This window comes from Luteimonas terrae (assembly GCF_004358165.1).
GTDB lineage: Bacteria > Pseudomonadota > Gammaproteobacteria > Xanthomonadales > Xanthomonadaceae > Luteimonas > Luteimonas terrae.
This window is the reverse complement of record NZ_SMTG01000002.1, coordinates 99,711-118,322: the sequence shown is the minus strand read 5'-3', so window position 1 is coordinate 118,322 and position 18,612 is coordinate 99,711. Positions and strand designations below refer to the sequence as shown.

Genomic DNA, 18,612 nt, shown 5'->3' with positions numbered 1-18,612 from the left:
GTCAGCGCGTGGCGTCGGCTGCGACTGACGCCCGCGCGTCGAACGCAGCGACCGCTGCCCGGATGACGGCCTGCGCCTCGTCCGCCCCACCCCACCCGCGCAGTTGGACCTGCTTGCCGCCGGCGGGCAGGTCCTTGTAGACGCGGAAGAAAGCTTCGATCCGGTCGCGTTCCATCGCGGGCAGGTCGTCGATCGAGCGGATGCCGGCGTAGGTGGGATCCACAGCGTCGGCCGGCACGCCGATGATCTTCTCGTCCTGTTCGCCGCCATCGACCATGCGCAGCACGCCCAGCGGGCGGAAGCGGATGCGCACGCCGGGATGCAGCGGCGCGCGCGTCAGCACCAGGGCGTCGAGCGGATCGCCGTCGCCGGCGTGCGTGCCCGGCATCGAGCCGTAGTTCGCCGGATAGGCCATCGGCATCGACAGGAAGCGGTCGACGAAGATGCGGCCATCGGCGTCGCTCTCGTACTTGGTGAAGCTGCCGGCCGGAATCTCGACCAGCAGCGTCGCCTCGGCCGGCTCGATCTCCGGCTGGCGGTCGTGCGCGGGCGGCGACCCGGCCTGCGCCGCGAGCGGCAGCAGACAGCCGAGCACGATCGCGTGCAGCGTATGGCGCCTGGAACTCCGCATCGCCGTCACTCCCAGCACCGGTCGGCGCGGCCTTTCAGGGTCTGCGCGCGGGTGCAGTCGCGCGGGGCGATGCGACCTTCGGTGATCTCGTGCAGCGTGCGCGTCGCGGGCGTTGCACCGCGGATCTCGAACGCATCGTAGAGACGTCCGGTCGCGGTACGCGATTCGTAGCGCAGCGTGTCGCCGTCGAGGCGAATGACCTGGAACAGCTGCGTGTCTTCGGCGGTCGGCGCCATGTCGCGGCGGGCCTCGTCCGACAGGCGGTACTGCTTGGCGCCGACCACCGACACCAGATACAGCGGCGTCGCTCGCGTCGCGTCCTCGCCGGCACGACGGCCGTAGACGTGGTCGTGTCCCTGCAGCACCAGATCGACGCGGCGCCGTTCGAGCACCGGCAGCACGTGTTCGCGCAGGGCGACGTTCTCGCGGTCCTGGCGCGGCGAGTACATGGGCTGGTGGATCAGCGCGATCGACCAGGCATGCGGATTGGCGGCCAGCGTGCGGTCGAGCCACGCGGCCTGCGCCTGCGCCGTGCCCAGATCGAGCGCCGAGGTGCCGTCGAGCACGACCACGCGCACGCCCTGGTAGTCGAACCAGTAGCTGGTCTGCTCCGCGCCCGGCGCGCCATTGGCCGGCAGCGCGAACGTGCGCGGCCAGTGACCGCCGAGCACACGACGCTCCTGCGGCGTGTCCTCAAACTCCTCCCAGTACTCGTGGTTGCCCGGCGCGGGCGCGTTGACGACCATCGTCGCCAGCGGTCCAACCGCGTCGAACCACTCGCCCCACTCGTTGTCGTCCTCGCCGTCGCCGCCGCTGACCAGATCGCCGGCGAACAGCGCGAGCTTCGCGTCGGGCGCATGCCGGTGCGCTTCGCGCAACACGCGGGTGCTCAGGCTGGCGTTCTTGTTCTGGGTGTCGCCGAAGTACAGCAGTGTCAGCGGTGCATCGGCCGCCGCCGCGGTGCGCGTCTGCATCCACGGGCTCCAGGTGCCACCGCCCTGCACGCGCCAGGCATACAGCGTGTCGGGCTGCAGGCCGTCCACATCGGCGCGATGGAACTGCGCCGCGCCGTTCTCGCCTTCGAAAGATGTGCTGCGCGCGGCGATACGCCGACGCGGGCCCATGTCCGGCGAATCGCCGGCGACGACGAGTTCCAGCACCGGCGACTCGACCGAAGCTGCCGTGCGCCAGGACACGCCGAAGCCGGTGGCGGCGTCCTGCGCAGGCGAGGCGACGATGCGATCGGGGAACACGCTGGGGGCGTAACGCATCACGCCGGCGGGCACGAGCGTGTTGGGCTCGGGTCGCGTCTCGCCGGCGGCACTGGCGGCGCCTGTCACTGCGAGCAGTGCGACACCCAGGCCCAGCACCAGCGATCGCACACGCGTGCGGGTAGGACGCGCCCTCATGCGCCACGCTCGCACGCGGGGAGATTCGCGGCCCTGGCGATCTGCGCCCAGTCGAACGCGACCACGCCCTGATCGTCATGTACGGCGTAGAGCACCCCATCGGGGAAACGTGTGCTCGGCACGTCGTGCAGCCAGATGCCGTCGGTGTTGGCGACCTTGCGACCGGTCACCGCAGCGGCATGCGCCAGCGACTGGCGATCGAACAGATGGAACACCGTCTGTCCCTTGCCCTGCTCGGTGGTGATCCACCAGCCGGCGCCGCCACTACAGGTCTTGAGCATGATGCCCTCGGCCTGCGCGCCGAACACGTCGCGGCCGATGGTCTTGCCGGTGAAGCGGCCTTCGAGGTCGTAGACCTTCAGTTCGTTGGCGTAGGTCTCGTCCTCTTCGGCGATCAGCAGGCGATCGTTGTCGGCATCGCCCCAGATGGACTCGACCACGCGCAGTGCGCCTTCCGGGGTCGCATCGCCGAACGTGCCCAGCGCTTCGATCCTGAAGTCCGCGCCGTCGGTGCGCATCGCATAGCGGTGCACGCGACGGTCGAGCGTGTCCAGCGCGGGCAGGATGTCGTTGCCCTGCGCGTCTTCGCCGTCGTCGTAGGAATCGGTGACGTAGACGGTGTAGCCGTCGTCGACCTTGCGCACCCACAGGCCGTAGGGCTTGACCAGCGCGTCGGCGGCGAAGGTCGCGACGTGGGTGAAGTCCGGCAGGCGCAGCACCTGCACGCGGTGGTTGTCGCGCTCGACCACGAACAGCAGGTCGTCGACCACGGCCACGCCGTTGGGACGGTCGAACTGGCCCTCGCCGGTACCGAGCGTGCCGAAGGTCCGCAGGGTCTCACCGGTAGCGCCGTCGTAGATCACCAGACGATCGGTGGCCTTTGCGGTCGCGATGACCCAGGTCGCGCCATCGGGCGCGGTCCATGCGGCTGGGGAATCGATGTTGTCGTCGGGCGTCAGTGCGGTGACGAAGGCTTCTTCGACGACCGGCAGCGCACGGGCCGTCCCGGTGCCGGCGGCGGGCGCCTCGGCCGACGCGTCCGCGGCGGGCGTCGCTGGCGCGTCGGGCGTGCGGGCACAGGCGGGGAGCGTGATGGCGATCGTCAGCGCGCATGTGCGCAGGGCGACGGGAAAAAAGCGATGTGTGTGCATGGGGACCCTCGGTGGAATGCCGGCGGGACGCGTCGCGTGCCGCCGGCGACAATCAGAAGCGCAGCTTCACGCCTGCAACGTAAGTACGGCCGTAGAGCTCGTTCTGCAGCGTGTTGGCCGGCGACCCCTGGTACAGCTCCAGTGGCTCGTCGAGCAGGTTGGAGGCCTCGAAGTAGAGGCCCCACTGGTCGCTGACCCTGTAGTCCAGGCTGAAGTCGAGCTGAGTGTTGGCAGCGACCCAGATGTCGAAATCGCTGTCGCTCGCGTCCACCTCGTCGATGTATTCGCTGCGACGGACGGCGGCGATACGCGTGCTCAGCCCCCCTTTCTCGTAGCCGATGTGCGCGCTGTAAAGACGCTCCGATGCATTGGGCAGCGTGAAACTGCGGCCGTTGATCTCGTACTCGGTGTCGAGCCACGTGCCGCTGAGGCCCAGCAGCAGGCCGTTGTCGAAATGCTGCTGCCAGTTCAGTTCCGCGCCGTAGACGGTGGCCTTGTCGCCGTTGACGGGCATGGTCACGTCGAAGCCCTGATAGGCGGGGTTGTCGCGGGTGGTCACGTCGACGACGTAATCGTCGATGTTCTTGTAGAACAGCCCGGCCGACACCAGGCCGGTGTCGCCCAGATAGCGCTCGATCGAAATGTCGAAATTGCGCGACGTGTACGGATCGAGGTCCGGGTTGCCCAGCTGCACCTCCTCCTCGTCGCGGTTGATCCGCGTGCGCGGCGAGATGCTGCCGAACGACGGACGGGCAATGGTGGTCGTGTAGGCGCCACGCAGCACCCAGTCGTCCATGTCGTAGCGCAGGTGCAGACCCGGCAAGACGCTGGTGTAACTGCTGGAGACGTTGCGGGTAGAGATCGAGCCGATCGTCTCCTCGTCTTCGAGGTCCACCACGTTGCCCGTCGCCTCGAATTCGGTCCGTTCGACACGGGCACCGGTGATGACGCGCAGCCTGTCGAAATCCATCGTGGCCATCAGGTAGCCCGCCAGAATGTCTTCGCTGGCCGTGTAATCCTCGATCAGCGAGACCTCGGTGTTGGCCGCCACGTCCTGCGGGCGCGCGCTGTAGTCGCCGAGGCGATCGCGCAGATAGGCGTTCATCGCCGCCGAGCTGATGCCGTCGCCCATGTTGCCGTGCGTGTAGCCCGGTGCTTTGGTGGTCCAGCTGCCCAGGTTGATGTCCGGGCCACGCCGCAGTTCGGTCTCGTCGATGTCGACGACGCGGTCGCGCCAACGGCCCAGCAGACCGGTCTTCCAGGTGATCAGGTCACCGGCGAAGGTGAAGTTCACCTGCGCGCTGTTCTCCTTGTCGTCGACCCAGATCGGCGCCACCACGAAGCGGTTGAACTCGTAGTTGTCGTTGTCCAGCCAGCCGCCTGCGGGGCTGTCACTGATCGTGTAGCGCGGAATCGGGCGCGACGTATCCATCTCGATGGACACGTCGTCGGCGCCGTCGTACTCGAAGCGCGCTTCGACTTCATCGAGCACGCGCTCGCGGGTCTTGGTGAAGCCCAGCTTGTAGTCGACGGCCGAGCCGGCGCCGAAACGGTTCTCGCCGCCCGCGCTCACGGTGAACGTGTCTTCCTGCTTGGTCCGGAAGCGGACCCGACGGCTGAAGTCGTTCGGATCGATGCCGTCGACGGTGTAGGTGCCGTCCGCATGCGTCGTGATGTCACCCTCGCCGACCGGGATGATGCTGTTCTGGCGGGTCTCGGCATCGGTGAAATCGGTGTACAGCGTACGCAGGTAGTAGCTGTTGCCGTCACCCGGGCGCCAGTCCAGATTGAGGTTCAGGCCCGTGCGTTCGCGGTTGATGCTGTATTTGCGCTGCTGGATCTCGATCGGGGTCAGGCCGTCGCGTTCGTCCACCTTGTCGTACTCGACTTCGATGTTGTCGGACTCGTAGTCGCGATCCTGATGGCTGAGGCCCAGCGCCACGCCGAACGTGCCGTCAACGAAGATGTCGCTGTAGTTGAACGCGGCCTTGGGGCTGGTCTTGCCACTGAGGTTCTGGTGGCTCATCTCGGCCTTGGCACGGATGTCGCGGCCCGCGCGATCGAATGCGGACGCGGACTCGACCAGAATCGCGCCACCGATGGCATCGCCTGGCATGTCCGGCGTCGGCGCCTTGACCACGGTGAGCCGCTCGGTGGATTCGGACGGAATCACGTCCAGCGGCGCCGCACGGCTGGCGTCTTCGGGCGTGCCGATGGCGACGCCGTCGACGCTGACGCTATTGAAGGCCGCATCCAGACCGCGGACGACGACGAAGCGGCCCTCGCCCTGGTCGCGGGTGACGCTGATGCCCGGCAGACGCGACAGCGACTCGCCGACGTTCTTGTCCGGGTACTGGCCCATCGAGTCGGACGACACGGTGTCCTGGATCGCATCCGACGCACGCTTGAAATCGATCGCCCGCATCTGCGATTCGAGCTGTGCACGCACCTCCAGCGTATCCAGATCCACCGGATCGGCGAGTGTGCTGCCGTCGGGCGTCTGCGGGAGGGTCTGGGCATGGAGCGGAAGCGAAACGGCGCCTGCAGCCAGCACGAGCGCGATCGCCGCGTGCAGCGGATGGGGGTTCGACATGAGAGTTCCGGCGTTGTTGAGGTGAACGTCGGGTGCGTACGCTATGTCCACCGCGTGTCATTGCGATTACAGATGAACGTGCAATGTCATCCTTCGTGCGCTTCTGGGCGCCGGTCGTTTCCGTCAAACTGCACCTGTTCCCCGCAAGGCCCCGACATGAAGACCATCGAAGTCCGCCATCCGCTGGTGCAGCACAAGCTCGGCCTGATGCGCCGCGCCGACAACAGCACCAAGACCTTCCGCGAGCTCTCGGCCGAAGTCGCGACGCTGCTGACCTACGAGGCCACGGCGGATCTGGAAACCGAAGACGCCGACGTCGAGGGCTGGGCCGGCACGGTGCGCGTGCGCCGCATCAAGGGTCGCAAGATCACGCTGGTGCCGATCCTGCGTGCCGGCATCGGCATGCTGCCGGGCGTGCTGGAAATGATTCCCGCCGCGAAGGTCAGCGTGGTCGGCATCAAGCGCGACGAGGCCTCACTCGAAGCGGTGCCCTATTACGAGAATCTCGTCGGCGACATGGCCGACCGCACCGCGCTCATCCTCGACCCGATGCTGGCCACGGGCGGCACGCTGATCGCCACGGTGTCGATGCTCAAGGCCGCCGGCGCGAGCCGCATCAAGGGCCTGTTTCTGGTCGCGGCGCCGGAAGGCCTGCAGGCGCTGGAAGCGGTGCATCCGGATGTCGAGGTCTACACCGCCTCGATCGACGAGCGCCTCAACGAGAAGGGCTACATCCTGCCGGGTCTCGGCGACGCCGGCGACAAGATCTTCGGCACACGCGTCGACTGAAAACACGTGGGCTGCGGGAGCGCGCTCGCGCGCGATGGCGTTGCTCGCGAACGCTCCCGCGCGCAAGCGCGCTCCCACCCGAACGGTCACGGGACAAGCATCGCCCCGATCACGAAGCGCCAGATGCCGAAGGCGGCCATCGCGAACAGCGTGGCGAAGGTCAGCAGCGCGCCGGTGCCGCGGCCGAACGAATACCCCGCCGAGCCGCCCAGACCGATCGCGTGGAGCACGCGCGCGACCAGGAACGCGATGCCGAACGTCCACAGCAGCGTCGCGTTGACGGCCGACAGTTCGAGCAATGCGAGCAGCAGCAGACCGAGCGGCACGTACTCCACGAAGTTCGCATGCACCCGGATCTTGCGCGACAGCGTCTCGTCCCCGCCGCTGCCGATGCCGATCTTCTTGACGTTGCGGTGCAGGACCACGCGGATCGTCAGCACCAGGTAGAGCAGCACGTGCAGCGAGGCGATGAGAAGCGAAATGCGAGGCGTCATGGCGGGGCTTCGATGGCGGGACTGCCGCGGAGTGTGCAGCAATCCGGGACCTTGCGGGGTGCCTGCGCGGGTCAGGTGGTTGGCCGATCTCCCAGAATCGATTGTCGGGCCATTACTTGTCTGGGCAGGTGGCCGACACGCTTCAACAACGAGTCCCCGACTGCCGGCTGTTGCTCCAGCTTCGGCCGCCGCTTCGGATCTGGCTTCGGCTTCGGCTTCGGCTTCGGCTTTCAGCCTTTGACTTTGACCTGCGAGCCGTAAAGCGAGCCGAGCACTGGAGCCTGGCGCGGCCGTAGAGCAGCCCATGTCCGAGCGCAGCGAGTTTGGGCTGCGTGCCGCGTCAGGCGAAGCGCGCAGGGCACCGCCGCGGCTTTATCGCGGCGGATCGCGTCCGGCGAAGGGACCTTTTGGTTTCTTCTGGGTCCCGCCAAAAGAAACTCGCACGCGCAGCGGGCGAAAGCCTTGCACTTGCCTTGGCCTCCGCTCCCACCAGCAAGTGCACGGCAACAACAGAATCAGATCACCTGTTCCACCGAGTCCCCTGCTCGCGCAGACGCAAGTTTCAGCGCGTCACAGCCTCCACCTTCGCCGCACCCACCGAGTTACGTGGATCACTGCCGCCGGTCAGCGTACCCGCCGCGCGGTTCCATTCGATGGTCTGCAGATTGCCCCAGACGTGGCTGGAACCACGGCCACCTGCAGCGCGGTCGCCCGGCAGATCCACGGTATGCCCCATCGCGCGCAGCTGTTCCGCCGTTTCCGGGGAAAACGCATTCGACTCGGCCGAGATCGTGTCCGGCATCCACTGGTGGTGATAACGCGGCAGTGCCGAGACGCTCTGCGCATCGAGGCCCGCGTCGTAACCGAGGATGCCCAGCAGCACCATCGTGATGATGCGGCTGCCGCCGGGCGTGCCGAGCACCGCGACGCGGTCATCGGAGACGAGGAAGGTTGGCGTCATCGAGCTCAACGGACGCTTGCCGGGCTTCGGTGCGTTCGCGTCGAACCCCATCACGCCGAACGCGTTCGGCACGCCGGGCTGCAGCGCGAAATCGTCCATCTCGTTGTTGAGCAGCACGCCGGTGCCGGGGGCGACCAGACCGCTGCCGAACAACAGGTTGACCGTCTGCGTGACCGCGGCGCGGTTGCCGGCGGCGTCGACGATCGAGAAGTGCGTGGTCTCTTCGTCCTCGAGCGGCGTCGGATCACCCGAGAGCAGATCGCTCGGCGTCGCCTTGGACGGGTTGATCGTCGCGCGCAGGCCGGCGGCATAGTCGCGGCTCAGCAGCGTGCGCTGGGGAATCTTCACGAAGTCCGGATCGCCCAGATAGAAGGTGCGGTCGCGGAAGGCGCGGCGCATCGATTCGACGACCAGATGCGTGCGCGCCGCATCGTCGAGCTTGCTCAGATCGTAGGGCTCGAGAATCTGCAGCATCTGCGCCATCGCGATACCGCCCGACGACGGCGGCGGCGCGGTGACGACGTCCCAGTCGTGATAGCGGAAGCGGATCGGTTCGCGCTCGACCACCTTGTAGCCGGCGAGATCGGCCGCGGTCCATTCACCGCCTTCGGCATTGACCCCGGCGACCAGCTTCGCGCCGGTCTCGCCGCCATAGAACCCGTCGAAACCGCGCTCGGCCAGCAGACGCAGCGTGTGGGCGAGTTCCGGCTGGCGGAACACATCGCCCTCTTCCGGGGCGCGGCCGTTGGCGAGGAACACGGCGCGCGTGCCGGGGTAGCGCTCCATGACATCGCGGCGCGACTGGTAGCCGCGCGCGAAACGCGCGTAGACCGGGAAGCCTTCTTCGGCGATGCGGATCGCCGGCGCCAGCGACTGCGACAGCGGCAGCGCGCCGTAGGTCTGGGCGATGTGCACGAACGCCGCGGGCAGGCCCGGAATGCCGGCCGACCACGGGCCGTTCTGTGCGCGGTCGCTGTCGAGGCCACCGCCTTCCTTGCGATAGCGATCCGGATGCGCGCTGGCCGCGGCGGTCTCGCGGGCGTCGACGAAGATGTCGCGGCCGCTCTTCGCATCGTGCAGCAGCAAGAAGCCGCCGCCGCCGAGGCCCGAGGAAATCGGCTCGACGACCGACAGCACGGCCGAGGTCGCGATCGCCGCGTCGAAGGCGTTGCCGCCTTCTCGCATCACCTGCAGGCCGGCCTCGGTCGCCAGCGTATGCGCCGACGCGACCGCATTGCCGGGCGGCGTGGCCTGCGTCTGAGCCGCGACGAGCGCGGCAGGCTGGCGGACGTCGCGCGCGCACGAGGGCGCGACCGCGAGCAGCAGCACCGACAGCAGCAGGGCGGGCAGGCCGGCGGAGAATCGGGCGCGCGTCATGACGACTCCTGTTGCAGGCGCGCCAGCTTGGCCAGCAGCTGCGCCTGCGTTTCCTGGATCTCGGGATCGGGATCGATGCATTCGACCGGGCAGACGACCACGCACTGCGGCTCGTCGAAATGGCCGACGCATTCGGTGCAGCGGGCCGGGTCGATGACGTAGATGGTTTCGCCCTGGGCGATCGCCTGGTTCGGGCAGGCCGGCTCGCAGACGTCGCAGTTGACGCAGAGCTCGTTGATCTTCAGGGACATGTGCGCATTGTAAGGCGTGGCCTGCGACGTCGGCGTTCCATGGCTGGAACTGCGTCGGTCACGCGGCCGGTTCCGGATACGACGACGCCACCGGGCCGGAGCCGCGGTGGCGTCGGGACTCACCACCGACCGGACGGACCGGTCGGCATGCGGCGCTGGATCAGGCCGCGTTGTCGACGAACACGTACTCGACGCCGGCCGGCTCGACCGCCGCCTTGACGCGCTCGTTGTCGGCAGCCGCGCCGATGAACAGCACGCGCACGCCCTTCATGCTGCCGGCCGGCACCGTGGAGAACGACGCGATGGTCAGGTTGGCGGTACGGGCCGAATCCAGACCGGCGAAGATCAGCAGGTTGCCGCGGGTGATGCCGCGCGAGACGTCGGTCTTGGCCTTGTCGAGCAGGCGCTCGTAGTTGCCGTCCATCGTCATCGTCGGGCCGGTGTCGCCGGTGGCGGCGGCCGGTGCGTCCGCCCCTTCCTGCGCTGCGGCGGCATCGGCAGCCGGCGCCTGGTCGGCCGAAGCCGGCGGCACCAGATACACGTACGGCGAATTGTTCACGCCTTCCATGTGGCGACCGGCCACGTCGTTGAGGTAGGCGTTCCACGCCGTCTTGTCCTCGGTGGTCGGCACGGCGACCGGCGCGGCTTCGACCTGCGGCGCCTCTTCCTTCTTGCTACAGGCGATGGCCGGCAGGACCAGGCAGGCGACCAGCAGTGCGCGGGTGATGGACTTCATGGGATTCCCTCTTCTTTCTCTAGCGTTTGGATGGGCAACGTCAGCGTTGCGAGTGTTTGCGCAGTGCGCGATCGACCGCGGCGGGCACGAAACCCGACACGTCGCCGCCGAGGCGCGAGATCTCGCGCACCAGCGTGGAGGAGATGAAGCCGTACTGCTCGGCCGGCGTGAGGAACAGCGTTTCGACATCCGGAATCAGATGCCGGTTCATGCTGGCGAGCTGGAACTCGTATTCGAAATCCGACACCGCGCGCAGGCCGCGCAGCAGCACGCCGGCGCCGACCTCGTGCACGAAGTGCGCGAGCAGCGAATCGAAACCGATGACCTCGACATTGGCGTGGTGCGCGACGGCCTGGCGGGCGAGCTCGACGCGCTCGTCGAGTGTCATCGCCGGACGCTTGGCCGGACTTTCGGCAATTCCGACGATCAGCTTCTCGAACAGCGGCGCTGCGCGGTCGACGAGGTCGACGTGGCCGTTGGTGATCGGATCGAAGGTCCCGGGATAGACCGCGATGCGGTTGCGGCTCGCACTCATGGCTTGCGTTCGCTGTCGGGGAAGGTTCGGCGCGGGCGGCAAGTGTATCAGCGGCGATTGGAACCTGTTCAAAGGCCGTCGCAAGCGAAGCCGGCCTGTGGACAGGGTCTCAGGCGCCGCGCCGGTACAGGGCGCAATGCGCCTCGCGGGTACGCAGTTCGCGGTGCAGGCGCCAGTCGCCGGCCGGCGCGGCAGGCCGGTCGGCGGCGGATTCGACATACAGCCAGGCGTCGTCGGCGAGCGCGGGCGCCACGGCCGCCAGCGCCGCGTCCCACAGATTCGCGGCGAACGGCGGATCGACGAAGGCGATGTCGGCGGCGGACCTCGGCAGCGCGGCGACGATCCGCAACGCGTCGCCGTTGCGCACGTCGATCACGTCGCCACCCTGCAGACGCGCCGCGGTTGCGGACAGCGCGGCCGCCAGATGCCGGTCGCGCTCGACCAGCACCGCAGAAGCGGCGCCACGCGACACCGCTTCGAGTCCCAGCGCACCGGTGCCGGCGAACAGGTCGAGCACGCGCGCACCGGGCAGCGCCGGCTGCAGCCAGTTGAACAGCGTCTCGCGGACGCGGTCCGATGTCGGCCGCAGACCGTCGACGACGGGCACGTCCAGACGCGTGCCGCGCCAACGTCCACCGACGATGCGCACGCGTCCGGGGCCGGTGTTCTTCGCGTTGTTCAAGGGCGCGCCACTGCACGGGGCGCCGGAAAGGCGGGTGGTACCATGCGCGCCATTCTCCCCCATCCCCGTCCCGACCGCCGCATGGTCAGCTGGTTCAAGCGCGACAAAACCCCCGACAAGCCCGAAGCCGACAGCGGCCGCCGACGCCTCAGCGCCGACGAGATCGCGGCCGCGTTCGCGCCGCCGGTCGCGCCTGCGCCCGTGCCGCCGCCGGCTCCCGCTCCTTTGGCGGATGCGCCCGTCGATGCGGGCAGCCTGCCGGACACGCCGGAAGCGGCCGCCGCACCGGCAGCGCCCACCCCGCCACCGCCGGCTTTCGTCGATCCGGCAGCGGCACTGGCCGACTATGTCTTCGCCAGCACCATGCCCGCCGCGGCGCCGGGCAAGTCCGGCTGGCGCGAGCGCCTGGGCGGCAGCACGTTCGCCAGGAGTTTCGGCGGCCTGTTCTCGCGCAATCCCAAGCTCGACGACGATCTGCTCGACGAGATCGAGACGGCGCTGCTGACCGCCGACGTCGGCGTTGCCGCGAGCACGCAGCTGGTGGAATCGCTGCGCAAGCGCATGAAAGCGCGCGAGTTCGTCGATGCGAATGCACTGCTGCAGGCGCTGCGCGGTGATCTGATCGCGATGCTGCAACCCGTGGCCAAGCCGCTGGTCGTCGACACCGCCGCCAGGCCCTTCGTGATCCTGACCGTCGGCGTCAACGGGGTCGGCAAGACCACCACCATCGGCAAGCTCGCCAAGCGCTTCAAGGACGAAGGCCACGGCCTGATGCTGGCCGCCGGCGACACCTTCCGCGCCGCCGCGGTCGCCCAGCTCAAGGCCTGGGGCGAGCGCAACGGCGTCGCCGTCGTCGCCCAGGGCCAGGACGCAGACCCCGCAGCAGTCGCGTTCGACGCGCTGCAGGCGGCGAAGTCGCGCGGCACCGACATCCTCATCGCCGATACCGCCGGGCGTCTGCACACCCAGCAGGGACTGATGGCCGAGCTCGGCAAGATCCGCCGGGTGATGGGCAAGATCGACACGACCGCACCGCACGAAGTGCTGATGGTCATCGACGGCACCACCGGCCAGAACGCGCTGTCGCAGCTGCGACAGTTCAACGCCGCGGTGCAGGTGACCGGCCTGGTCGTGACCAAACTCGACGGCACCGCCAAGGGCGGCGTAGTGTTCGCGCTCGCGCGCGAGTTCGGCATTCCGATCCGCTTCGCCGGCATCGGCGAACGCCCCGAAGACCTGCGCGTGTTCGACGCCGAAGCCTTCGTCGACGCGATGTTGCCGGAGACGCTGGGGGCGTGACCGCCTCCGATCCGGCACCCGCCGGAGCGGCGCCGAAGCGCCAGCGCTGGTTGCGCCTGCTGCTGGGCGCATTGATCGCGCTGATCGCCGTGGCGCTGCTGGTGCAGATCCTGCTGCCGCCCGAACGTGCGTTGCGCCTGGTGCTCGCGCGGCTGCAACCCACGCTCGGCCTGCACATCGAATTCGATGGCGACGTGGAGTATCGCCTGCGCGGCACGCCGCAACTCGTCGTGCGCGATGTGCACGTTACCCTGCCCGGTGCAGCCGCCGATGCGCCGGCGCTGCTTGAGGCCGAACGCGTGCTGCTGTCGCTGCCGTGGAAGACGATCCGCAGCCGCGGCGCCGATCTCGAGATCGCCCGGATCGAACTCGACGCACCGCAGGTCGATCTGCCCACGCTGCTGCGCTGGCTGGACACACGACCGCCCGGCGACGGCAAGGTGCCGACGATCACCGATGGCATCCGCATCGTGCGCGGTCGCCTCGATGGCGAAGACTGGCACGTCGCCGAACTGTCACTGGACCTGCCTTCGCTGCGGGCCGAGCGCCCCGTCGACGCGCAGATCGCAGGCACGCTGACGCTCGAGGCGTTGCAGGCGCCGTTCCGTTTGCGCGTGCACGCCGATCGCGCAGTCGGCGCACGTGACCTGCAGGCGCGCGGCACGCTCGCAGTCGAACATGCGTCGGGGCGTCTGAATTCCGCGCTGCAACTCGATGCTTCGCGTATCGACGCCGATCTGCCCGGTTTCGCGCTGGCGCCGCTGCGCCTGGCAATGGATGCGCGCTGGACCGGCGCGGGAACCGCATCGCCGCTGCCGTTCGTGCTCGGACTGCACGGCGCGCTGCACGTCGGCGATGGCGCGGAGTCCCTGCGGCTCGCGCCGCTGGGTCTCGTGGTTCGCGGCGAAGGCGCCGTGCCGGACGTGACCGCGGCGGGCCGCGTTGCGGTTGGCGATGGCCTGGACATCATGCTCGACGGTCGCCTCGCACGCTGGCCGGAGATGTGGCCGGCCTTGCCGCCGCCGTTGTCGGAATCGACGCAGCCACTGCCGTTCGCGCTGCGCTACGCCGGCCCGCTCGACGCGTCCGCACCCGTCGCGCTACGACTCGAACACGAGCACGCCCGCTTCGATGGCGCGACGCGGATTCCGGCGATGCTGACCTGGCTCGATGCGCTCGCGACCGGCTCACCATTGCCGCCGCTGCGCGGCACGCTGTCGGCCGATCGCATCGACGTCGCCGGCGCTGTGCTCGAAGGCGTCGAGATCGATTTCGACGACGGCAGCGGAGACACCGCGCCATGAATGCCGATCGCGACTACGCGACACGCCTGTTGGCCTGGTTCGACGTGCATGGCCGCCACGACCTGCCGTGGCAGCACCCGCGCACGCCGTATCGCGTGTGGCTGTCGGAAATCATGCTGCAGCAGACCCAGGTGCGGGTCGTGATTCCCTATTTCGAACGTTTCGTCGCCGCGCTGCCCGACGTACGTGCGCTCGCCGCGGCACCCCAGGACACCGTGCTCGCGCTGTGGTCGGGGCTCGGCTATTACGCCCGCGCCCGCAATCTGCACGCCGCGGCCAAGGTCTGCGCCGAACTGCACGACGGTGATCTGCCGCGCGACCCCGATGCCCTGCGCGCCCTGCCCGGCATCGGCCGCAGCACCGCCGGCGCGATCCTGTCGCAGGCCTGGGGCGACCCGTTCCCGATTCTCGACGGCAACGTCAAACGCGTGCTCGCGCGTCGCCATGCGGTCGAAGGCTGGCCGGCGCAGCCGAAGGTCGAGAAGCAGTTGTGGGCGATCGCGGAAACGCTGCTGCCGACGACGCGCCTCGCCGACTACACGCAGGCGCAGATGGATTTCGGTGCGACGCTGTGCACACGCCACAACCCGGCCTGTCTGCTGTGCCCGGTCAACGTCGACTGCGCCGCGTTCGCGCAGGGCCGCGTCGACGAACTGCCCACGCCTCGCCCCACCAAGGCCCTGCCCGAGCGCGAAGCCAGCGTGCTGCTGCTGGAAGACACCAAGGGCCGCGTGCTGCTCGAGAAACGCCCGCCGACCGGCATCTGGGCCTCGCTGTGGTCGTTGCCGCAGGCGGACGATGAAGCGCGCGCGATCGACTGGCTGCACGCGCATGCGCCCGGCCTCGTCGACGCCGCCGATATCGACGCGTCACGTCGGCTGCTGCCGGTGCAGCACGGTTTCACCCATTTCAGGCTGCGTCTGCAGCCCCTGCACTGGCACGGCCTCGCTGCGCGCCACCACGTGCGCGACAATGACGCCCTGCGCTGGGTGGCCCGCGACGAACTCGCGACGCTCGGCATTCCCGCCCCGATCCGCACGCTGCTGCTCGCGCCGCGCATCGCATCCGAGGACTGACCCATGAGCCGACGCGTCTTCTGCGTCCACGACCAGACCGAAACCGAGGGTCTGGATTTCATTCCCTGGCCGGGCGAACTCGGCAAGCAGGTGTTCGCGCAGATCGGCAAGCCGGCCTGGGCGCGCTGGCTGGCGCACCAGACCATGCTGATCAACGAGAACCGTCTGTCGCCGCTGGACCCCAAGCATCGCGCCTTCCTCGAAGGCCAGATGCGTGCCTATCTGTTCGACCGGCAGACCGACCGCGTCGCCGGTTACGTGCCCGAATCGGACGGCTGATCCATCGACGGCGCGCCGGCGGCGTTCTGTTTCTCGGCCGCGCGGACCGCCTTGACGTCCAGCGGCCGGATCTGCCGGATGTGGCAGGGCATGTTGATCGAACCGGTGCTGCGCACCAGCACCTTGTCGAAGCGCGCGTTGACCCGGCCCATGCTGCTGGTCAGCCCGATCGCCGGTGTCGAACGCAGATCCTGGCAGGTGCCCGACAGATCCAGCAGCCAAGCTTCGCTGGGCCGCGTCCAGACCACCAGGGCCGCATCGCCGAGCGGCGTCCAGCCGTTGATCGAGCCCAGATAGCGGAAATGGTCGACCGGCGCGCCGGCGTGCGCGTCGTTGAGCGCGTACTTTTCGGCGTCGGTCATGCCCGACATCGATGCGCATGCGGCGAGCGCGGTCGTCGCGGCCAGCACGGCGGCCAGCCCTGTGCGTCGGAAGGTGGATGCTGCCATGACGGTCTCCTGCGCGATCGCGACGGACTGAAGATGTCCCGATGATGCGCGCAGCGCGCTCGCGGCGCCGTCGTAAGCGTTCCGGTGTTCAGTCGCCGGCCGGTCCGTGCTGCGGTTACGCTGTCGCGCCCACATCGCGCAGGACCGACCGCCATGTCGTCATCGCCCACCGGTCACCGGCAGGCCCTGATCTTCGCCGCGGGCCTGGGCGAACGCATGCGGCCGCTGACCGATACAACGCCCAAGCCGTTGCTGCAGGTCGGCGGCAAACCGCTGATCGTCTGGCATCTGGAAAAGCTCGCCGCGATCGGTGTACGCGACGTCGTGGTCAACGTGTCGTGGCTCGCCGACCGGTTCGCGCCGGCCCTCGGCGACGGCAGCCGTTGGGGCCTGCGCCTGCACTGGTCGCACGAGGGCGCACCACCGCTGGAGACCGGCGGCGGCATGCTGCATGCGCTGCGCCTGCTCGACGATGCGCCCTTCATCGCGGTCAACGGCGACATCTGGAGCGACTTCGATTTCGCGCGATTGCCGGCCGATCCGGACGGCGATGCGCATCTGGTACTGGTCGACAATCCCGCCCACAACCCCTCGGGCGATTTCGCACTCGATGGAGACCGCGTGCGCAGCGACGGCGCGCGCAAGCTGACCTTCTCCGGCATCGGCGTCTATCGCCCGGCACTGCTGCACGACTGGCGCTCGATCGTCGGCGATGCGCCCGGCGTCGACGCCGACCCGCCGCGTTTCAAACTCGCGCCCCTGCTGCGCGCAGCGATGACCCGGGAAAGAGTGACCGGCGAACACTACGTTGGCCGCTGGACCGATGTCGGCACGCCGGAGCGGCTGGCGGAATTGGATGCGGCGCTGCCTGACGGCTGATGCGACGCAATCGCCCGTCCGTGCGTAACTGCCTGCAATGGAAACGATGCCGACGGATATCAGGGAAGAGGCCGCGCTCGTACGGCGTGCACGCTGGGGCGACCAGCGGGCTTTCGAGACGCTCTACGACCGGCACGCCGGCGCGATCCACGCGCTGGCCTATCGCCTGACCGGCGATCGCGGCGCGGCGGAGGACATCACGCAGGACACCTTCCTGAGGATGGTGCAGTTCATCGGCGGCCTCCGCGGCGACCGACCACTCAGGCCTTGGCTCAAGCGCGTCGCGGCCAATGCCGCGATCGACCGGCTGCGCCGCGAGCGCCTGGTGTCCGGATCGATCGAGGCCGATGCGCTCGTCGACGGCGCGCCGGCCATGGACACCGGACTGGACGCCTCGACACTGCTGCGACGATTGCCGGCCGACATCCGTACCCTCGTCTGGTTGCACACGGTCGAGGGCTGGACGCATGCCGAGCTCGCGCAGCGCTTCGGCCGCAGCGAAAGCTGGTCGAAATCCATCGTCTCGCGTGCCCTCCAGCAACTCCGCGCCCATCCCGACACCCGTTCCGATCACATGCCGCCATGAGCCTGCCTGTCTCGCCTTTCGATGCCCCCGAGTGCGCCCCGCCCGCGCTGCGTGACCGCGTGCTGCGCGCCTATCGCCGCCGCACGCGCCTGGGCGCTGCCGGCGCGCTGGCAGCCGGTCTGGCCGTCGTCGCCGGCATGACGGTGCTGCCGCCGTTGCAGCCGACCCACGACGGCGCGACGTCACCCACGATCGCGACCGGCGTGTCCGATGCACCCCTGCGTGACGTCGCAGTCGTCGATCACGCCCTGCAGGTCGCGTACGCGCGCGGTGCCAGTGAAGACGAAGTCGCACCGCTCTGGCACGAGCGCGCGCGGCTGCTGCGTGTCCTCGACCCCGGTGCCATCTAGGAGAACCGCCATGCTGACCCGTTTGCCACTCGCCCTCGCGGCCGCATTGATCGCCCTGTTGCTGGGGCACGGAACGGCTGCATCCGCTGCGGCGCCCGATGCCGGGGTCGCCGTGGTCGCCCTGGCCGAGCAGCAGCTCGGCGCCGTGCTCGACACGCGAACCGCGGGCGACGGCGCGCTCGTGCGGGCGGTGACGCCCGGCGGCGCGGCCGAGCGCCTGGGCCTGAGCGTCGGCGACCGGATCGTATCGGTGAACGGCCGACCGCTCGGCGACGGCGACATCGAACGCCTGCTCGCGTCCGCGAAAGGCCAGGTGGAACTGTTGGTGCTGCGCGACGGCCGGGAACGGCGGGTGTCGGGCGTACTGGACGCGGGCACGCGCGAGCCGGCGAAACGCGGCTGCGGCTACGTGACTACGCTGGGCACCACGCCCCGCAGCAAGGAGTCGGTCTTCAGCGCGCTGATCACGATGATCGACGGCGAGAGCACACCGCTGACGCCCGTCAACCGCCACGAGCTCGCGGCGGGACGGCACGTGCTCATCGTCGACGAGCGCATCGATCCCCAGCGCTTCAACAACGCGCAGCGCCTGCAGCGCCAGCTCATGCGCCGCGAGCTGCGTGCGCGGGCCTACAAGGCGATCGTCGTGGACATCGAGCCCGACCGGACTTATCGCGTCGGCGCGCGCCTGCATCGCGACCGTCTTGATCGCGACGGCATCCGCGGCAACACGTTCTGGGAGCCGGTGGTGTGGAGCTCGTTCGCGTCGCGCTGCCGCTGA

At 69.0% G+C, this 18,612-nt stretch carries 20 protein-coding genes; 9 read left to right on the top strand and 11 right to left on the bottom strand.

Annotated features, from left to right (window positions below):
- Position 1 precedes the first annotated feature (1 nt).
- The 4 genes from E2F49_RS00660 to E2F49_RS00645 are packed head-to-tail and all read right to left on the bottom strand — an operon-like array spanning position 2 to position 5,784.
- A complete protein-coding gene (locus E2F49_RS00660) occupies positions 2-631 on the bottom strand; it encodes an inorganic diphosphatase (protein WP_133392198.1) in 630 nt (209 codons plus the stop codon).
- 5 nt (positions 632-636) lie between these two features.
- Positions 637-2,040, bottom strand: a complete 1,404-nt coding sequence (locus E2F49_RS00655; protein WP_133392197.1) for a purple acid phosphatase family protein — start codon at positions 2,038-2,040, stop codon at positions 637-639.
- Positions 2,037-3,191: an NHL repeat-containing protein gene (locus E2F49_RS00650; protein ID WP_133392196.1), complete on the bottom strand. Its 1,155-nt coding sequence runs from the start codon at positions 3,189-3,191 to the stop codon at positions 2,037-2,039. Before E2F49_RS00650 ends, E2F49_RS00655 begins: the two co-directional genes overlap by 4 nt.
- Before the next feature lie 52 nt (positions 3,192-3,243).
- On the bottom strand, positions 3,244-5,784 hold the full coding sequence (locus E2F49_RS00645; protein ID WP_133392195.1) for a TonB-dependent receptor: 2,541 nt from the start codon (positions 5,782-5,784) through the stop codon (positions 3,244-3,246).
- Positions 5,785-5,940: 156 nt separating this feature from the next.
- On the opposite strand from E2F49_RS00645, the gene upp reads away from it, so the two are divergent.
- The gene (upp, locus tag E2F49_RS00640) at positions 5,941-6,573 is read left to right on the top strand and encodes a uracil phosphoribosyltransferase (protein WP_055247036.1); all 633 of its coding nucleotides are present in this window, start codon (positions 5,941-5,943) and stop codon (positions 6,571-6,573) included.
- An 86-nt stretch (positions 6,574-6,659) separates the two neighbouring features.
- Here upp and E2F49_RS16270 read toward each other — a convergent pair whose 3' ends face one another.
- From E2F49_RS16270 to rsmD, 6 genes are all read right to left on the bottom strand, one after another.
- Complete coding sequence (locus tag E2F49_RS16270) at positions 6,660-7,067, bottom strand: MAPEG family protein (protein WP_165971082.1); 408 nt, start codon at positions 7,065-7,067, stop codon at positions 6,660-6,662.
- 562 nt (positions 7,068-7,629) lie between these two features.
- A complete protein-coding gene (gene ggt, locus E2F49_RS00630; protein WP_133392193.1) occupies positions 7,630-9,405 on the bottom strand; it encodes a gamma-glutamyltransferase in 1,776 nt (591 codons plus the stop codon).
- The gene (locus E2F49_RS00625; protein ID WP_055247029.1) at positions 9,402-9,656 is read right to left on the bottom strand and encodes a YfhL family 4Fe-4S dicluster ferredoxin; all 255 of its coding nucleotides are present in this window, start codon (positions 9,654-9,656) and stop codon (positions 9,402-9,404) included. The genes ggt and E2F49_RS00625 overlap by 4 nt, the downstream gene beginning before the upstream one ends.
- 160 nt (positions 9,657-9,816) lie before the next feature.
- The gene (locus E2F49_RS00620) at positions 9,817-10,392 is read right to left on the bottom strand and encodes a hypothetical protein (protein WP_133392192.1); all 576 of its coding nucleotides are present in this window, start codon (positions 10,390-10,392) and stop codon (positions 9,817-9,819) included.
- Positions 10,393-10,432: 40 nt separating this feature from the next.
- Positions 10,433-10,927, bottom strand: a complete 495-nt coding sequence (gene coaD / locus E2F49_RS00615) for a pantetheine-phosphate adenylyltransferase (RefSeq protein WP_055247024.1) — start codon at positions 10,925-10,927, stop codon at positions 10,433-10,435.
- 109 nt (positions 10,928-11,036) lie between these two features.
- Positions 11,037-11,672, bottom strand: coding sequence for a 16S rRNA (guanine(966)-N(2))-methyltransferase RsmD (gene rsmD / locus E2F49_RS00610; RefSeq protein ID WP_133392191.1), 636 nt, complete (start codon positions 11,670-11,672; stop codon positions 11,037-11,039).
- 18 nt (positions 11,673-11,690) lie between these two features.
- Between rsmD and ftsY the strand changes: the two genes are divergently transcribed.
- The 4 genes from ftsY to E2F49_RS00590 are packed head-to-tail and all read left to right on the top strand — an operon-like array spanning position 11,691 to position 15,567.
- Positions 11,691-12,908 (top strand): signal recognition particle-docking protein FtsY, encoded by a 1,218-nt coding sequence (gene ftsY, locus E2F49_RS00605; RefSeq protein ID WP_133392190.1) that lies wholly within the window; start codon positions 11,691-11,693, stop codon positions 12,906-12,908.
- Positions 12,905-14,212 carry an AsmA family protein gene (locus E2F49_RS00600; protein ID WP_133392189.1) on the top strand — a complete coding sequence of 436 codons (1,308 nt, stop codon included), beginning with the start codon at positions 12,905-12,907 and terminating at the stop codon, positions 14,210-14,212. Before ftsY ends, E2F49_RS00600 begins: the two co-directional genes overlap by 4 nt.
- Positions 14,209-15,288 carry an A/G-specific adenine glycosylase gene (gene mutY, locus E2F49_RS00595; protein ID WP_133392188.1) on the top strand — a complete coding sequence of 360 codons (1,080 nt, stop codon included), beginning with the start codon at positions 14,209-14,211 and terminating at the stop codon, positions 15,286-15,288. The genes E2F49_RS00600 and mutY overlap by 4 nt, the downstream gene beginning before the upstream one ends.
- Before the next feature lie 3 nt (positions 15,289-15,291).
- Positions 15,292-15,567 carry an oxidative damage protection protein gene (locus tag E2F49_RS00590; protein WP_133392187.1) on the top strand — a complete coding sequence of 92 codons (276 nt, stop codon included), beginning with the start codon at positions 15,292-15,294 and terminating at the stop codon, positions 15,565-15,567.
- On the opposite strand, the gene E2F49_RS00585 is transcribed toward E2F49_RS00590, so the two are convergent.
- Complete coding sequence (locus E2F49_RS00585; protein WP_133392186.1) at positions 15,543-16,016, bottom strand: DUF6491 family protein; 474 nt, start codon at positions 16,014-16,016, stop codon at positions 15,543-15,545. The two genes, E2F49_RS00590 and E2F49_RS00585, sit on opposite strands and share 25 nt — an antisense overlap.
- Before the next feature lie 153 nt (positions 16,017-16,169).
- On the opposite strand from E2F49_RS00585, the gene murU reads away from it, so the two are divergent.
- From murU to E2F49_RS00570, 4 genes are read left to right on the top strand one after another with little or no spacing between them, the layout of a single operon-like run.
- Complete coding sequence (murU, locus tag E2F49_RS00580) at positions 16,170-16,895, top strand: N-acetylmuramate alpha-1-phosphate uridylyltransferase MurU (RefSeq protein ID WP_133392185.1); 726 nt, start codon at positions 16,170-16,172, stop codon at positions 16,893-16,895.
- A 37-nt stretch (positions 16,896-16,932) separates the two neighbouring features.
- Complete coding sequence (locus tag E2F49_RS00575; RefSeq protein WP_133392184.1) at positions 16,933-17,481, top strand: RNA polymerase sigma factor; 549 nt, start codon at positions 16,933-16,935, stop codon at positions 17,479-17,481.
- Positions 17,478-17,831 (top strand): hypothetical protein, encoded by a 354-nt coding sequence (locus E2F49_RS16265; protein WP_165971081.1) that lies wholly within the window; start codon positions 17,478-17,480, stop codon positions 17,829-17,831. The genes E2F49_RS00575 and E2F49_RS16265 overlap by 4 nt, the downstream gene beginning before the upstream one ends.
- A 10-nt stretch (positions 17,832-17,841) precedes the next feature.
- Positions 17,842-18,612 carry a PDZ domain-containing protein gene (locus E2F49_RS00570; protein WP_165971080.1) on the top strand — a complete coding sequence of 257 codons (771 nt, stop codon included), beginning with the start codon at positions 17,842-17,844 and terminating at the stop codon, positions 18,610-18,612.

What these genes read in the sequence shown, in the direction of transcription:
- E2F49_RS00660 (WP_133392198.1), bottom strand. Translation starts at nt 631, where the DNA reads ATGCGGAGTTCCAGGCGCCATACGCTGCACGCGATCGTGCTCGGCTGT.
- E2F49_RS00655 (WP_133392197.1), bottom strand. Translation starts at nt 2,040, where the DNA reads ATGAGGGCGCGTCCTACCCGCACGCGTGTGCGATCGCTGGTGCTGGGC.
- E2F49_RS00650 (WP_133392196.1), bottom strand. Translation starts at nt 3,191, where the DNA reads ATGCACACACATCGCTTTTTTCCCGTCGCCCTGCGCACATGCGCGCTG.
- E2F49_RS00645 (WP_133392195.1), bottom strand. Translation starts at nt 5,784, where the DNA reads ATGTCGAACCCCCATCCGCTGCACGCGGCGATCGCGCTCGTGCTGGCT.
- upp (WP_055247036.1), top strand. Translation starts at nt 5,941, where the DNA reads ATGAAGACCATCGAAGTCCGCCATCCGCTGGTGCAGCACAAGCTCGGC.
- E2F49_RS16270 (WP_165971082.1), bottom strand. Translation starts at nt 7,067, where the DNA reads ATGACGCCTCGCATTTCGCTTCTCATCGCCTCGCTGCACGTGCTGCTC.
- ggt (WP_133392193.1), bottom strand. Translation starts at nt 9,405, where the DNA reads ATGACGCGCGCCCGATTCTCCGCCGGCCTGCCCGCCCTGCTGCTGTCG.
- E2F49_RS00625 (WP_055247029.1), bottom strand. Translation starts at nt 9,656, where the DNA reads ATGTCCCTGAAGATCAACGAGCTCTGCGTCAACTGCGACGTCTGCGAG.
- E2F49_RS00620 (WP_133392192.1), bottom strand. Translation starts at nt 10,392, where the DNA reads ATGAAGTCCATCACCCGCGCACTGCTGGTCGCCTGCCTGGTCCTGCCG.
- coaD (WP_055247024.1), bottom strand. Translation starts at nt 10,927, where the DNA reads ATGAGTGCGAGCCGCAACCGCATCGCGGTCTATCCCGGGACCTTCGAT.
- rsmD (WP_133392191.1), bottom strand. Translation starts at nt 11,672, where the DNA reads ATGGGGGAGAATGGCGCGCATGGTACCACCCGCCTTTCCGGCGCCCCG.
- ftsY (WP_133392190.1), top strand. Translation starts at nt 11,691, where the DNA reads ATGGTCAGCTGGTTCAAGCGCGACAAAACCCCCGACAAGCCCGAAGCC.
- mutY (WP_133392188.1), top strand. Translation starts at nt 14,209, where the DNA reads ATGAATGCCGATCGCGACTACGCGACACGCCTGTTGGCCTGGTTCGAC.
- E2F49_RS00590 (WP_133392187.1), top strand. Translation starts at nt 15,292, where the DNA reads ATGAGCCGACGCGTCTTCTGCGTCCACGACCAGACCGAAACCGAGGGT.
- E2F49_RS00585 (WP_133392186.1), bottom strand. Translation starts at nt 16,016, where the DNA reads ATGGCAGCATCCACCTTCCGACGCACAGGGCTGGCCGCCGTGCTGGCC.
- murU (WP_133392185.1), top strand. Translation starts at nt 16,170, where the DNA reads ATGTCGTCATCGCCCACCGGTCACCGGCAGGCCCTGATCTTCGCCGCG.
- E2F49_RS00575 (WP_133392184.1), top strand. Translation starts at nt 16,933, where the DNA reads ATGGAAACGATGCCGACGGATATCAGGGAAGAGGCCGCGCTCGTACGG.
- E2F49_RS16265 (WP_165971081.1), top strand. Translation starts at nt 17,478, where the DNA reads ATGAGCCTGCCTGTCTCGCCTTTCGATGCCCCCGAGTGCGCCCCGCCC.
- E2F49_RS00570 (WP_165971080.1), top strand. Translation starts at nt 17,842, where the DNA reads ATGCTGACCCGTTTGCCACTCGCCCTCGCGGCCGCATTGATCGCCCTG.